The organism is Rhodococcus sp. PD04, from assembly GCF_035918275.1.
Classification (GTDB): domain Bacteria; phylum Actinomycetota; class Actinomycetes; order Mycobacteriales; family Mycobacteriaceae; genus Rhodococcus; species Rhodococcus rhodochrous.
The window spans coordinates 3,535,049-3,548,610 of the sequence record NZ_CP142143.1 but is presented as its reverse complement, the minus strand read 5'-3'; the positions used below and the strand labels follow the sequence as shown (position 1 = coordinate 3,548,610).

Here is a 13,562-nt window from a genome sequence, read left to right as displayed (position 1 = left end):
AGGACGAAGTGAGCTTCGAACGGTATGTGGCGCTCGGCGATTCTTTCACCGAGGGAGTCGGCGACCCGGACCCGTCGCGTCCCAACGGGCTGCGCGGCTGGGCCGATCTCGTCGCCGGTGAGCTGGCGCGGCACTCGGAGAACTTCGCGTACGCGAATCTCGCCATCCGGGGCCGGTTGCTGCGACCGATCATCGACGAGCAGCTCGAGACCGCCGTGGCGATGCGCCCCGATCTCGTGACGATCTACGCCGGCGGCAACAACCTCATGCGTCCGAAACTCGACCTCGACGCACTCGCGGCCGAGTACGACGAGGCGATCGGCAAACTCGCCGCGACCGGCGCCCGCATCCTGATGTGGACGGCCTACGACGGCAGCTGGGCGCCGGTCTTCGGGCTCCTGCGCGGCCGGTGGGCCGTGTACAACGAGCTCGTCCGGGAGATCGCCGACCGGCACGGGGCGACCATCGTCGACTTCTGGAGGTTCGACGAGTACCGCGATCTGCGCATGTGGGACTTCGACCGACTACACATGTCCGCGGCCGGCCACCACAACATGGCGATCCGCGTGCTCGACCTGCTCGGGGTCGAACACGGTCTCGGACCGGTGGAGTTCGACGAGGCACCCGTCCTCACCCGGGCCCAGGAACGCGCCGCGGACCGCGCGTGGATGCGCGAGTTCCTCGTCCCCTGGATGGGCCGGCGGTTGCGCGGGGTGTCCTCCGGTGACGGCGTCACCCCGAAGTACCCCGAATTGGGCCCCGTCCGGTTCTGACCTCACGCTCGTCCCGGCGACCCGTCGGGCCGCGTCGTCTCAGGCCCGTCGGGCCGCCGCGAGCCGGACCATGTGCGCGATCGTCTCGTGCTCGGCCTCCGGCGGCAGCGCGTCGACGGGCCACCACTGCAGGTCGGTGGATTCGTCGCTGCGCACCGGCCGGGCACCCACGGGTGCGGTCACCAGGAACCGCAGGTCGAGGTGACGGGTGGGCACGCCGAGGGAGCACGTGATCGGATGCGTGTGCGCCGAGAGCAGTTCCGGATCGATCACCAGATCGGCGATACCGGATTCCTCGGTGGCCTCGCGCAGGGCCGCGTCGACGACCGTCTCGTCCGACGGCTCGCAGTGTCCGCCGAGCTGGATCCACCGCCCCACCCGCGGATGCAGGGTGAGCAACACGTTGCGGTGGTCGGCATCGAGCACGATCGACGACGCCGTGATGTGCCCGGGAACGTGTTCGCGCAGGCACCCGTCGGGCGCCGAATCGAGGAACGCCAGCATCGTGTGCCGCAGTGATTCGGCGTCCTCGGAGTCGGTGCGCCAGGCGGTGAGCCGGTCGATCGCCGAGGCGTGCAGGGAACGCGCCGACACGGCTACAGCTCCACGAGGGCGTCGCCCGGGTCCGCGGGTTCGCGCGGCTCCGGTTCGGTGAGCGGGTAGCCGACGGCGACCGCCCCGAGCGGCGACCACTCGGCAGGAAGCCCGAGTTCCTCGCGGACCACCTCCGGGGCGAAGATCGTCGAGCCGATCCAGCAGCTGCCGAGCCCGCGGGTCGCGAGGGAGACGAGCAGACCCTGCACCGCCGCACCGGCGGCGACGGTGAACATCGTGGCTTCGGCCGCGGTGCGACGCGCATCCGGATAGTGGTGTGCTCCGTCGGGCACCCAGAAGGGGACGATCACCTCGGGTGCGTCGTAGAGGATCGCGCCACGGGAGATGCGGCGTTCGACGGCCACCGGGTCGAGTCCGTCGCCGTGGAGATCCTCGGCCCACTTGTCGCGCATGCGGTCGAGGAGCCGGCGGCGCACCTGCTCGGTGCGCACCCACACGAACCGCACCGGACGTGTGTGATGGGGTGCGGGTGCGGTGAGGGCCTCGGCGACCGCCTCACGCAGATCCTCGGGATCGACGGGCTCGGAGGCGAACTGCCGCACCGACCGGCGCAGCAGCAGTGCCTCGCGCCGGCCGCGTTCGAGGGCCTCCTCGGTGCCGAGCCAGAACAGGTCGTCCTCACCGCTGCGGATCAGGGCGCGGGCGGTGGATCCGTCGTCGGGCAGGTCGAGTCCGCGCACCACGGCGACGGGCACACCGCCGAGCTTGCCCTTGACCAGATCGCCTGCGGCGGCGATCTCGTCGGCCACCGCCACGGACGTCACCTGCAGTTCGTTGCCCTGCGAGTCGTGGGAGCCGGCGTAGCCGTGCAGGACGGGAAGCCCGGACGAGCCGATCGCGGCGTCGGTCTGGCCGTTGCGCCAGGCGCGCCCCATGGTGTCGGTGACCACTACGGCGACCCGGACACCGAGCAGCGCACCGAGCCGTTCGCGAAGGGTCGCTGCGCTCGCGTCGGGATTCTCGGGCAGCAGTGCGAGTTCGGCACTGTCGACGTTCGACCCGTCGATTCCGGAGGCCGCCTGCACGATGCCGAGCTTGTTCTCGGTGATGAGGGTGCGGCCCTTGCGTGCCAGCACGCGGACCGCTTCCTCGTTCACGAGGCGGCGGCGGAGCGCGTCGCGGGCGTCGGGATCGGTGGGTGCGGCGACGATCCGTCCCTCGACCTTCGAGACCACCTTGCTGGTGACGACGAGGACGTCCCCGTCGGCCAGCCACGGTGCGGCCTGCGCGACGGCCGCGGCCAGGTCGTCGCCGGGCCGGAATTCGGGAAGCCCGGCGACGGGCAGGATCTCGATCGGGCCACCCGGCGCGTGGTCACGCACTGCGGGGTCGGCGACGGCGTCCGGCATCACAGGGTCACTCCGGCGAGGTCGAGGGCGGCGCGGGCCATCTCGGCGGTCGCGTCGGTGTCGGTCATGAGCAGCGGAACGGATCGGACCTCGACACCCGGCACCTCGGCGCTGTCGGTCGAGTGCACGAGCCAGCCGTCGAGAATGCCTGTGCCCGAGCGGGCGCCGTAGTACCGGCCGACGGCCTCGGCGGAGGTCTCCACTCCGATGACGTCCAGACACTCATCGGCCATGCCGCGCAGGGGCTTGCCGTCGATGACGGGGGACAGGCCGACGACCTTCGCCGACGTGGTGCGCAGCGCCCCGCGGATGCCGGGGATCGCGAGGATCGCCCCGACGCTGACGACGGGGTTCGACGGGGCCAGGACGACCGCGTCGGCGTTCTCGATCGCCTCGAGCACACCGGGGGCCGGCTCGGCTTCTTCTGCGCCGATGTGGGCGAAGCTGTGCGTCGGCACCTGGGCGCGGTGGCGGACCCACCATTCCTCGAAGTGCACGGCGCGCTGCTCACCGTCCTCGGGATCGGTGATGACGACGTGGGTCTCGCTGCGGTCGTCGGAGACCGGCAGCAGGGTCACGCCCGGCTTCCACCGCGTGCACAGTGCTTCGGTGATCGCGGAGAGCGGATAGCCGGTCCGCAGCATCTGCGTCCGGATGAGGTGGGTGGCGATGTCGCGGTCGCCGAGACCGAACCAGTCGGGAATCGCCCCGTAGGCGGCGAGTTCCTTCTTGGCGTTCCAGGTCTCGCCGGCGCGACCCCAGCCGCGTTCCGTGTCGATCCCACCGCCCAGGGTGTACATGCAGGTGTCGAGATCCGGACAGATCCTCAGACCGTGCATCCACACGTCGTCGCCGACGTTGACCACCGCCGTGATGCGGTGTGCCGCGTCCGGATTCGGCTCCACGCCGGGGGAAATATCGAGAAGTCGGCGCAAACCTGAGAGAAAACGCGCCCCACCGACACCTCCGACCAATACAGTCACATTCACGGCCCAAGCCTAAGCGGTGCGTCGTCTACCCGGTCGCGCACCGTCCGAAACGCGTTTCGGCAAAGCGGCCGATGATATGTGAACAACGCCGCTCCGCTTGACCGCGACACACCCGAAGTGTCTAATCACATACATGTCATTCGATAATCGAATTCGAGATCCCTTGCGGTGAACCCGCATTCGAACGAGTATTCGAAGGATGGCAGCGGGTTGATCCCCGGTCATGATTCGGCGCTGCAGGTGAGGAGGGACAATGGCCGGCGAGCGCGACAGCTTCGAGCTCACTCGAAGCGATACTGCAGTCGAGGCTGTCTGTGACTACCCGGACGTCGGGGTGCCCGTCCTGAGTTTGATTTCGGGATTCGGCGACCCAGCGGATGGCGAGGAGCAGTGGCAGGAGCGTGCGCTCTGTGCGCAGACCGATCCGGAGGCATTCTTCCCCGAGAAGGGTGGCTCCACCAGGGAGGCCAAGCGCATCTGCATGGGGTGTGAGGTCCGGGACGACTGTCTCGAATACGCACTCGCCCACGACGAGCGGTTCGGTATCTGGGGCGGGCTTTCCGAGAGGGAACGCCGTCGCCTCAAGCGCGGAATAGTCTGACGAGGGGTTCGGCCCGGTACGGGGAGTACGGGACCGAGTGAAACACCGAGTCGGACGACGAAGGTCGGGTTGCGGCCGTGGGGGACGAGCAACCCGGCCTTCGTCATATCCGGATGTCGTTCAGTCCTCGTCGTCCTCGCCGAGTGTCGGGTCCACCACTTCCGGTTCGACACCGAGATAGGTGGCCACCTGGTGCACGAGGACGTCGTGCACCAGATCCGTCAGGTCGTCCGGATCCTTCGCCCGCACCTCGAGCGGCCGGCGGAACAACACGATCCGCGCCCGGGTGGCGGCGCCCCGTCGATCGATCCCCGCCGGCACGAGCCGGGACAACGGCACCGGTCCGTCGGCGACCACCTCGTCCGGCCAGTTGACCGAGTCGGGATCGCGTGCCCGGATCTTCGGGACCTCGTCGACGGCGATGTCGAGCTTGGTGAGGCGGTCGTGCCAGCGCGCGTCGATCGGCGCGAACGCCCCGAGCACGAGCAGGTCGAACTTCTCGGCGCGCGTCTTCCACGCCGGCAGGCTCTGCGGGAACAGGGGACCGCGGATTCCCCTGCCGCGGCGTGCCACGGAGCGGGACGACACAGGGCGGGAACGTCGTGCGCGGACCATGCCATGGACACTACGACACGAAAATCGCCCCACCCTTTCGGTGTGTCCGAATAGTCCTGGCGCGCCCGGCGCGCTACGCTCCCAGTCGTGAGAACACTGCGTCGATGCTGCCGGCCTGGGTGCAAGAACCCTGCTGTTGCGACGCTGACCTACGTGTACTCGGACTCCACTGCCGTTGTCGGTCCCCTGGCGACCGTCGCGGAACCTCACTCGTGGGATCTCTGCGAGATGCACGGTTCGCGCATCACGGCACCGAAGGGCTGGGAACTCGTCCGATACGAGGGAGCGTTCTCGTCGGCTACCCCCGACGAGGACGATCTGACCGCCCTCGCCGAGGCTGTACGCGAGGCCGGCCTGGGGGAGCGTTCCCGTCCCGACTCGGGCGACGACGCCGCCGAGGAGCCCCAACGGGCCGTCGTGCCTCCCACCGCACGCACCGGCCGACGCGGTCACCTGCGTGTTCTTCCCGATCCCACGTCCTGAGCCGTTCGCACTAGGCTGAGCGAGTGCGATGTCGCGGAGGACGACATCGCACGAGTCGAGTTCAGGAGCTAATACAGTGGCGAGAGCTGCCGAGTCGGTGTCAGCAGTCATCAAGGCCTACGACGTACGGGGAGTCGTCGGAGAGCAGATCGACGAAGAGTTCGTCCGCGAGGTCGGAGCGTCGTTCGCACGCCTGTTGCGCAGTGAGGGCAGCGCGGAGCGCGTGGTGATCGGGCACGACATGCGCGCCTCGTCCCCCTCTCTGTCGCAGGCCTTCGCAGACGGGGTCACCGCGCAGGGACTCGACGTGGTGCTGATCGGACTCGCGTCCACCGACCAGCTCTACTTCGCGTCGGGCCTGCTCGACGCACCCGGCGCGATGTTCACCGCCAGCCACAATCCCGCGAAGTACAACGGCATCAAGCTCTGCCGTGCCGGTGCCAAGCCCGTCGGCCAGGACACCGGTCTGGCGCAGATCTCCGCCGATCTCGTCGAGGGTGTGCCAGCCTACGAGGGCGAGCGCGGCAGCGTCACCGAGCAGGACGTCCTCGAGGACTACGCCTCGTTCGTCCGCGGCCTGGTCGATCTCGCGGAGATGCGGCCGCTGAAGGTGGCGGTCGACGCCGGCAACGGCATGGGCGGCCACACCGTCCCCGCCGTCTTCGGCGCTCTGCCTGTGGATCTCGTGCCGCTGTACTTCGAACTCGACGGCACCTTCCCGAACCACGAGGCCAACCCCCTCGATCCCGCCAACCTCGTCGACCTCCAGCGTCTGGTCGTCGAGTCCGGCGCCGACGTGGGTCTGGCCTTCGACGGCGACGCCGATCGTTGCTTCGTCGTCGACGAGCGTGGCGAACCGGTCACCCCGTCCGCGGTCACGGCCCTCGTCGCCGCCCGCGAACTCGCCAAGGAGCCCGGGTCGACGATCATCCACAACCTCATCACCTCCCGCGTGGTGCCCGAGCTCGTCGCCGAGCAGGGCGGCAAGCCGGTCCGCACCCGGGTCGGGCACTCGTTCATCAAGCAGCAGATGGCCGAGACCGGTGCCGTCTTCGGTGGGGAACACTCGGCGCACTACTACTTCCGCGACTTCTGGGGTGCCGACTCCGGCATGCTCGCGGCCCTGCACGTCCTCGCCGCACTCGCCGCGCAGGACGGTCCGCTCTCCGAGCTGATGAGCTCCTACAACCGCTACGCGGCGTCGGGCGAGATCAACTCGACGGTCGCCGATGCCGCCGAGCGCACCGAGGCCGTCGTCGCGGCGTTCGAGGACCGCGCGGTGTCGATCGACCGGCTCGACGGTGTCACCGTCGACCTGCCCGACAACGCATGGTTCAACCTGCGCGCGTCCAACACCGAGCCGTTGCTGCGGCTCAACGTGGAGGCACGCACGGACGGCGAGGTCGAGGCATTGGTGAAGGAGATCCTTTCCGTCGTTCGTGCGTAGACGGAGGGACAACGGGAATAATCGAAGTGCCGGTGCAGGGTGTGCCGGTGTCGGTTCGGCGGAGCACCGATCTCGGGTCGGTGGCCGACCGGGCCCTGTCAGCCGGCTCGCCGAGGTCGCGGCGGCGGAAGGAAGGTGATGCGGTCGTGACGGCTCCCTCACCGCTGTTCGACTTCGACGATGCGGGCGGTGTTCTCGCCGCCGATGTCGATGGCATCCTCAGGAGCGCGGCCCTCGGCGGCGCTCAGATCCGCGCGGTCGCCGCGGCGGTCGACGAAGGTCTGCTCGGCCGGCTCACCGACATGCACCCCCGCAGTGTCGTCTTCGTCGGCACCGACGCCCGCGCCCGGTCGGCCGCGGAACTGGTCGTCGCGATGTTCGGTGGGCAGGCCGGTGTACCGCTGGTCTCCGCACCTGCCACCCCACCCTGGGTCGGCGCGCTCGACGTCGTGGTGGTCTCGGGGAACGACGCCGGCGATCCCGAGCTGGCGCGCAGCATCGACGCCGGATTGCGGCGCAGTGCGGAGGTCGTCGTCGACGCCCCGGACGAAGGTCCGGTGCGGGCGGTCTCGGCCGGTCGCGCGATGTCGTTGCCGCCGCGCGTCCGGGTCCAGACCCGGTATGTGCTCGCCCGGCACGTCGCGGTGTTCTGCGCGGTGCTCGGTGTGCTGCAGCGCGCCGTCCGGATCACCGGTGTTCCGCCGCTCGCCGAGGTCGCCGACACGGCCGACGAGGAAGCGGCGCGCAATCACCCGTCGAACGAGGTCTTCCACAATCCGGCGAAGTCCCTCGCGGTGCGCATGCAGTCGCGTCGTGTGGTGTTCGCGGGAGATTCCGCCGTGACGACGGTGCTTGCACGGCACGCCTCGGAATCCCTGCTCCAGGAGGCGGGGGTGGTCGCCGGCGCTGCGGCACTGAGCGACGTGCTGGTCGCGCGCGACCGGCTCACGAACGTCGTCACCGCGAGCGGCGAGAACTACGACCCGTTCTTCCACGACGAGGAGCTCGACGGACCGGCACCGATCGCGCCGGCACGGGTGTTCGTGGTCAGCACGGACCCCGACCGTTCGGCGGCGCAGCGCAGGACGGCGGCGCTTCCGGATGTGGAACTGATGTCCGTGATCGGAGAATTCGAATCGAGTACGGTTCCCACCGTGCTGGAACAGGTGGCAGTGTTGACCGTCCGCACAGAGATGGCGGCCGCGTATCTCGGATTGGCAGGGGGGAGATAGTGCACCGACTCGAAGGTGCGGTGCGCTCGTACGCCTGGGGGTCGCGGACCGCGATCGCCACCCTGCGTGGCCGCAATGTGCCCTCCCATCATCCCGAGGCCGAGTTGTGGCTCGGTGCGCACCCGGCCGATCCCGCCAGGCTGGTGGATCCGGACGGTGACGAGCATTCGCTGCTCGACGTGCTGTCGGCCGATCCGCAGCGACACCTCGGTGATCGCACGGTGGGGGCGTTCGGTCCCCGGCTGCCCTTCCTCCTCAAGCTGCTGGCGGCGGAAGAGCCGCTGTCGCTGCAGGCGCATCCCAGCGCCGGTCAGGCGGCCGAGGGCTTCGCTCGTGAGGAAGCACTCGGCATCCCGATCGACTCGCCCGTCCGCAACTACAAGGACGCCAGCCACAAGCCCGAGCTCGTGGTGGCGCTGACCCGGTTCGAGGCCCTGGCCGGCTTCCGCGACCCGAAACGGACCGTGGAGCTGTTCGAGGCGCTGGCCGTTCCGGAACTCGACCCCTATGTGGGACTGCTCGCGGGCCAACCCGATTCGAGTGGTCTGCGGGCGCTGTTCACCACCTGGATCACGTTGCCCCCGCCCGCTCTCGCGGCGCTGCTGCCGCGGGTGCTCGACGGGTGCGTGACCTATCTCGCGGCCGGACGAGAGGGCGAACGCGATTTCGTTCCGGAGGTGCGTACGGCCCTGCAGCTGGCGGACTTCTATCCCGGCGACGCCGGAGTGCTCGCCTCGCTGCTGCTCAACCGCATCACCCTGCAACCGGGCGAGGGCCTGTACCTCGACGCGGGAAATCTGCACGCCTATCTGCACGGCATGGGTGTCGAGATCATGGCGAACTCCGACAACGTGCTGCGCGGGGGTCTCACCCCGAAGCACGTGGACGTGCCCGAACTGCTGCGGGTGCTCGACTTCGGGGCGGCCTCGGTGCCGATTCTCGAAGCCGTGCCGGAGACCCCGGCGGAGACCGGGCCGGGACAGGGACCGATCGAACGCCGGTACCGGACCCCGGCACCGGAATTCGCGCTGTCGCGTATCGACCTCGGCGCGGGCGACAGCCTCGGGGTCGGTGCCGACGGTCCGCAGATCCTGTTGTGCACCTCGGGCGATGTCCGCGTCGAGTGCGACGGCGAGTCGGTGACGCTGAAGCCCGGCGACTCGGCGTGGTTGTCCGCGTGCGACCGGAATCCGACCGTCCACGGTTCTGCCGCGGACACGCAGGTCTTCCGGGCCCGTCTCGGCGAGATACCGGGATCGGTGACCGACGAGTCCTGAAACAGGGGTCCCTGTAGGGACGGAATCGAATCGAAGGCGAGCCCGCACGGGCTCGCCTTCGTCGTTTCCGGATGCGCCTTCGTGAGATTTACAAATTCCTCCATATGTCTAGACCTCGGACGGATAGCGGCCTAGAGTCAAGGTATGAGTGGTGTGCGTCACCGAGTGGTGGCGCATCGGCGCCATCGACGGTGATGAGGAGACCCGACATGAGTACGGCATCCGCGGATTCGGTGGATCGACCCGATCTCCAGTGGCGCGACCGGAAGCGCCATCTGTGGCTTCTGGGGCTGGTGCCCCCGACGGCACTGTTCGTCGCCACGGCCCTGGTGTGGGGCGGGAACGAGCTCGGTCTGCAGAGCGTCACCCCGGTCCTGTGGTGGATCGGCCCCCTGCTGATCTACGTCCTCGTCCCACTGCTCGACCTGTTCGTCGGACCCGACGGCGAGAACCCGCCCGAGGAGTTGTTCGAGCAACTCGAGAACGACCGTTTCTACCGCTACTGCACCTACCTCTACCTGCCGTTCCAGTTCGCGTCGCTGGTCTTCGCTTGCTACCTCTGGTCGGCCGAGGATCTGTCCTGGCTCGGCATCGACGGCGGACTCGGTGTGATGTCGAAGATCGGTCTCGCGGTCTCGGTCGGCGTGGTCGCGGGCATCGGCATCAACACGGCGCACGAACTCGGCCACAAGAAGGTCGAATTCGAACGGCGACTGTCGAAGTGGGCGCTCGCCCCGTCGTTCTACGGACACTTCTACATCGAGCACAATCGCGGTCACCACGTGCGGGTCGCCACCCCGGAGGACCCGGCCTCGGCCCGGTTCGGGGAGAGCTTCTGGCGCTTCCTGCCCCGTACTGTCGTCGGCAGCCTGAGGTCGGCGTGGCGCCTCGAACGGGCCCGTCTCGAGCGCCTCGGCAAGCCGGTGTGGAGCGTGCACAACGACGTCCTCAACGCGTGGGCCATCTCCGTCGTGCTGTACGCGGTGCTCCTCGGCGTCTTCGGCCTGTCGATCGCGCCGTATCTCGTGATCCAGGCAATCTTCGGGTTCTCGTTGCTCGAGGTCGTGAACTACCTCGAGCACTACGGTCTGCTGCGGCAGAAGACCGCGAAGGGACGCTACGAGCGCTGCTCGCCCGCACACAGCTGGAACAGCGACCATCTCGTGACGAACATCTTCCTGTACCACCTGCAGCGGCACAGCGACCATCACGCCAATCCCACGCGGCGCTACCAGACCCTGCGCAGCATGGAGGTCTCGCCGCAGCTGCCCGCGGGTTACGCGACGATGATCACCCTCGCCTACATCCCGCCGCTGTGGCGCAAGGTCATGGACCACCGCGTGCTCGACCACTACGACGGCGACATCACCCGCGTCAACATCGAACCGCGTCGGCGCGAGAAGATCCTGGCCCGCTACGGAGCATCGGATCCCGCTGCCGCGGAAAGGAAGTGATCATGGCGTCCTACCGCTGTCCCGTCTGCGAGTTCGTGTACGACGAGACCGCCGGTGTTCCCCGGGAGGGCTTCCCGGCCGGCACCCCGTGGTCCGACGTACCCGACGATTGGCCGTGCCCCGACTGCGGAGTCCGGGAGAAGACCGATTTCGAGGAGTACACCCCGTGAGCACCGACTACCGTTTGTTCCGTTGTCTCGTGTGCGGATTCGAGTACGACGAGGCCGAAGGATGGCCCGACGAGGGCATCGAACCCGGCACCCGATGGGAGGACATCCCCGACGACTGGTCCTGCCCGGACTGCGGTGCCGCCAAGGCCGACTTCGAGATGGTCGAGATCGTCCGCCGGTGAACCGCTCCCCGGTGGATCACTGCCCGTGTTGCTTTGACGAGCACATCCGTGCGTGAGAGCGTTCCCACCATGTCGAACGCGCGGGTTCCCTTCCACGAGGCCAGTCGGGTGCTGCTGCGCTCGACGATCCTCGACGCGATGCGCGAGCTGCTGCTCGAACGTGACTGGTCGGCGGTCACCATGAGTGATGTCGCCCGGGCCGCCGGCATCAGCCGGCAGACCCTCTACAAGGAGTTCTCCTCCCGGCAGGGGCTCGCCCAGGGATATGCGCTGCGTCTGGTCGACGAGTTCGTCGACGCCGTGGCCGATTCGGTGTACGCCCACGTCGGCGACGCGCGGGCCGCGCTCATGGATGGTTTCACGTTCTTCTTCGAGGCGTCCGCCGCCGACCCCCTGGTGCAGTCCCTGCTGAGCGGGGAGGCCAAGCCCGACCTGCTGCGCCTGATCACCACCGATGCCGCCCCCATTCTCGAGCGGGGCGCGGGTCGCCTCACGGAGACTTTCCACCACAGCTGGATCGCGGCGTCCGAGTCCGATGCCGGGATCCTCGCGCGGGCCGTCGTGCGGGTCGCGCTGAGCTTCGTCTCGATGCCGCCTTCCTCGGGGCGCGATGTCGCCGCCGACCTCGCCGATCTGCTCGTGCCGTTCGTCGAACGGGCCGCCGTACGCGGCTGACGCACATGGTCGCTGTACGCGGGTTCCGGAACGGGTCCGCTGTACGCGGCGGGCGCCCACAGGCCGTCCGGGAAGTCGGGTGGATCCCGTCGGGAGTCGATCTGCCGGGCTCCTTCTTGCGCAGGTTGTATAGCCTGGAACCAACATCGTCTGCCGACAGGAAGAGGCATCTGCACGTGTCTGACACCACGCTCGTAGCCGACCGGGTCAACGGTCTCGATTTCAAGGTCGCCGATCTGTCCCTCGCCGAGTTCGGGCGCAAGGAGATCCGGCTCGCCGAACACGAGATGCCGGGCCTGATGGCGCTGCGTCGCGAGTACGCGGAGGTGCAGCCGCTGAAGGGCGCACGGATCTCCGGCTCGCTGCACATGACGGTCCAGACCGCTGTGCTCATCGAAACGCTCGTCTCCCTCGGCGCGCAGGTGCGCTGGGCGTCGTGCAACATCTTCTCCACCCAGGACCACGCCGCCGCGGCCGTCGTCGTCGGCCCGCACGGCACCCCCGAGGAGCCCAAGGGCGTCCCGGTCTTCGCCTGGAAGGGCGAGACCCTCGAGGAGTACTGGTGGGCGGCCGAGCAGATGCTCACCTGGCCCGGCGAACCCGCCAACATGATCCTCGACGACGGCGGCGACGCCACGATGCTCGTGCTCAAGGGCGCCCAGTTCGAGAAGGCCGGCGTCGTGCCGCCGATCGACGACGAGCAGGACTCCGCCGAGTACAAGGTCTTCCTCGAGCTGCTGCGCCGCTCGCTCGCCGCCGACTCGAAGAAGTGGACCACCGTCGCCGAGTCCGTCAAGGGTGTCACCGAGGAGACCACCACGGGCGTCCTGCGCCTGTACCAGCTCTCCGCTGCCGGCGAACTCACGTTCCCCGCGATCAACGTCAACGACTCGGTCACCAAGAGCAAGTTCGACAACAAGTACGGCACCCGGCACTCGCTGCTCGACGGCATCAACCGCGGCACCGACGTCCTCATCGGCGGCAAGGCCGCGCTGGTGTGCGGTTACGGCGACGTCGGCAAGGGCTGCGCCGAGGCCCTGCGCGGCCAGGGTGCACGAGTCTCGGTCACCGAGGTCGACCCGATCAACGCCCTGCAGGCCATGATGGACGGCTACGACGTCGTGACGGTCGAGGACTTCATCGGCCAGGCCGACATCATCATCACCGCGACCGGCAACAAGGACATCATCACCTTCGAGCACATGAAGGCGATGAAGCACCAGGCCATCCTCGGCAACATCGGCCACTTCGACAACGAGATCGACATGGCCGGCCTCGAGCGGGCCGCCGACGTCACGCGGGTCAACATCAAGCCGCAGGTCGACGAGTTCACCTTCGCCGACGGTCATTCGATCATCGTCCTGTCGGAGGGCCGCCTGCTCAACCTCGGCAACGCCACGGGCCACCCCTCCTTCGTGATGAGCAACTCGTTCGCCAACCAGGTGATCGCCCAGATCGAGCTGTGGACCAAGCCCGACGAGTACGACAACGAGGTCTACCGCCTGCCCAAGCACCTCGACGAGAAGGTCGCGAAGATCCACGTCGAGGCGCTCGGCGGACGGATCACGAAGCTGACCAAGGAGCAGGCCGAGTACATCGGCGTCGACGTCGAGGGCCCGTACAAGCCCGAGCACTACCGCTACTGATCCCGGCAACTCGACGGGAAACACGAAGCGCATGAGTGATTTGGGATCACAGGG

General features: G+C 68.4%; 15 protein-coding genes. 11 read left to right on the top strand and 4 right to left on the bottom strand.

What is annotated here, in order from left to right; genetic code table 11:
- Positions 1 to 8 precede the first annotated feature (8 nt).
- Entirely contained in the window at positions 9 to 773 is a 765-nt protein-coding gene (locus tag U9J23_RS16385) for an SGNH/GDSL hydrolase family protein (protein WP_059382267.1), read from the top strand.
- Positions 774 to 812: 39 nt separating this feature from the next.
- On the opposite strand, the gene U9J23_RS16380 is transcribed toward U9J23_RS16385, so the two are convergent.
- Genes U9J23_RS16380 through cofD form a run of 3 tightly spaced genes read right to left on the bottom strand, consistent with a single transcriptional unit; the run spans position 813 to position 3,726 of the window.
- Positions 813 to 1,367 carry an NUDIX hydrolase gene (locus U9J23_RS16380; RefSeq protein ID WP_059382266.1) on the bottom strand — a complete coding sequence of 185 codons (555 nt, stop codon included), beginning with the start codon at positions 1,365 to 1,367 and terminating at the stop codon, positions 813 to 815.
- Positions 1,368 to 1,369: 2 nt separating this feature from the next.
- A complete protein-coding gene (locus tag U9J23_RS16375) occupies positions 1,370 to 2,737 on the bottom strand; it encodes a coenzyme F420-0:L-glutamate ligase (RefSeq protein WP_059382265.1) in 1,368 nt (455 codons plus the stop codon).
- Entirely contained in the window at positions 2,737 to 3,726 is a 990-nt protein-coding gene (cofD, locus tag U9J23_RS16370; RefSeq protein WP_326598875.1) for a 2-phospho-L-lactate transferase, read from the bottom strand. Before cofD ends, U9J23_RS16375 begins: the two co-directional genes overlap by 1 nt.
- A 334-nt stretch (positions 3,727 to 4,060) precedes the next feature.
- Between cofD and U9J23_RS16365 the strand changes: the two genes are divergently transcribed.
- Positions 4,061 to 4,327: a WhiB family transcriptional regulator gene (locus tag U9J23_RS16365; RefSeq protein WP_167388378.1), complete on the top strand. Its 267-nt coding sequence runs from the start codon at positions 4,061 to 4,063 to the stop codon at positions 4,325 to 4,327.
- A gap of 120 nt (positions 4,328 to 4,447) precedes the next feature.
- Here the strand turns inward: U9J23_RS16365 and U9J23_RS16360 are convergent, their stop codons facing one another.
- Positions 4,448 to 4,942 (bottom strand): metallopeptidase family protein, encoded by a 495-nt coding sequence (locus U9J23_RS16360; RefSeq protein WP_059382262.1) that lies wholly within the window; start codon positions 4,940 to 4,942, stop codon positions 4,448 to 4,450.
- Positions 4,943 to 5,029: 87 nt separating this feature from the next.
- Between U9J23_RS16360 and U9J23_RS16355 the strand changes: the two genes are divergently transcribed.
- From U9J23_RS16355 to ahcY, 9 genes are all read left to right on the top strand, one after another.
- Positions 5,030 to 5,425 carry a DUF3499 domain-containing protein gene (locus tag U9J23_RS16355; protein WP_174479619.1) on the top strand — a complete coding sequence of 132 codons (396 nt, stop codon included), beginning with the start codon at positions 5,030 to 5,032 and terminating at the stop codon, positions 5,423 to 5,425.
- Positions 5,426 to 5,501: 76 nt separating this feature from the next.
- On the top strand, positions 5,502 to 6,872 hold the full coding sequence (locus tag U9J23_RS16350) for a phosphomannomutase/phosphoglucomutase (RefSeq protein WP_085468523.1): 1,371 nt from the start codon (positions 5,502 to 5,504) through the stop codon (positions 6,870 to 6,872).
- A 146-nt stretch (positions 6,873 to 7,018) separates the two neighbouring features.
- Complete coding sequence (locus U9J23_RS16345; RefSeq protein WP_059382390.1) at positions 7,019 to 8,104, top strand: hypothetical protein; 1,086 nt, start codon at positions 7,019 to 7,021, stop codon at positions 8,102 to 8,104.
- Complete coding sequence (gene manA, locus U9J23_RS16340) at positions 8,104 to 9,381, top strand: mannose-6-phosphate isomerase, class I (RefSeq protein ID WP_059382259.1); 1,278 nt, start codon at positions 8,104 to 8,106, stop codon at positions 9,379 to 9,381. Before U9J23_RS16345 ends, manA begins: the two co-directional genes overlap by 1 nt.
- Before the next feature lie 209 nt (positions 9,382 to 9,590).
- Positions 9,591 to 10,835, top strand: coding sequence for an alkane 1-monooxygenase (locus tag U9J23_RS16335; protein ID WP_085468522.1), 1,245 nt, complete (start codon positions 9,591 to 9,593; stop codon positions 10,833 to 10,835).
- Between the two features lie 2 nt (positions 10,836 to 10,837).
- On the top strand, positions 10,838 to 11,005 hold the full coding sequence (locus U9J23_RS16330; RefSeq protein WP_059382389.1) for a rubredoxin: 168 nt from the start codon (positions 10,838 to 10,840) through the stop codon (positions 11,003 to 11,005).
- The gene (locus U9J23_RS16325) at positions 11,002 to 11,187 is read left to right on the top strand and encodes a rubredoxin (RefSeq protein ID WP_016694878.1); all 186 of its coding nucleotides are present in this window, start codon (positions 11,002 to 11,004) and stop codon (positions 11,185 to 11,187) included. The genes U9J23_RS16330 and U9J23_RS16325 overlap by 4 nt, the downstream gene beginning before the upstream one ends.
- A gap of 69 nt (positions 11,188 to 11,256) precedes the next feature.
- A complete protein-coding gene (locus tag U9J23_RS16320) occupies positions 11,257 to 11,862 on the top strand; it encodes a TetR/AcrR family transcriptional regulator (protein ID WP_059382257.1) in 606 nt (201 codons plus the stop codon).
- A gap of 176 nt (positions 11,863 to 12,038) precedes the next feature.
- A complete protein-coding gene (ahcY, locus tag U9J23_RS16315; protein WP_059382256.1) occupies positions 12,039 to 13,508 on the top strand; it encodes an adenosylhomocysteinase in 1,470 nt (489 codons plus the stop codon).
- Positions 13,509 to 13,562: the final 54 nt, after the last annotated feature.

What these genes read in the sequence shown, in the direction of transcription:
- U9J23_RS16375 (WP_059382265.1), bottom strand. Translation starts at nt 2,737, where the DNA reads ATGCCGGACGCCGTCGCCGACCCCGCAGTGCGTGACCACGCGCCGGGT.
- U9J23_RS16360 (WP_059382262.1), bottom strand. Translation starts at nt 4,942, where the DNA reads ATGGTCCGCGCACGACGTTCCCGCCCTGTGTCGTCCCGCTCCGTGGCA.
- U9J23_RS16335 (WP_085468522.1), top strand. Translation starts at nt 9,591, where the DNA reads ATGAGTACGGCATCCGCGGATTCGGTGGATCGACCCGATCTCCAGTGG.
- U9J23_RS16330 (WP_059382389.1), top strand. Translation starts at nt 10,838, where the DNA reads ATGGCGTCCTACCGCTGTCCCGTCTGCGAGTTCGTGTACGACGAGACC.
- U9J23_RS16320 (WP_059382257.1), top strand. Translation starts at nt 11,257, where the DNA reads ATGTCGAACGCGCGGGTTCCCTTCCACGAGGCCAGTCGGGTGCTGCTG.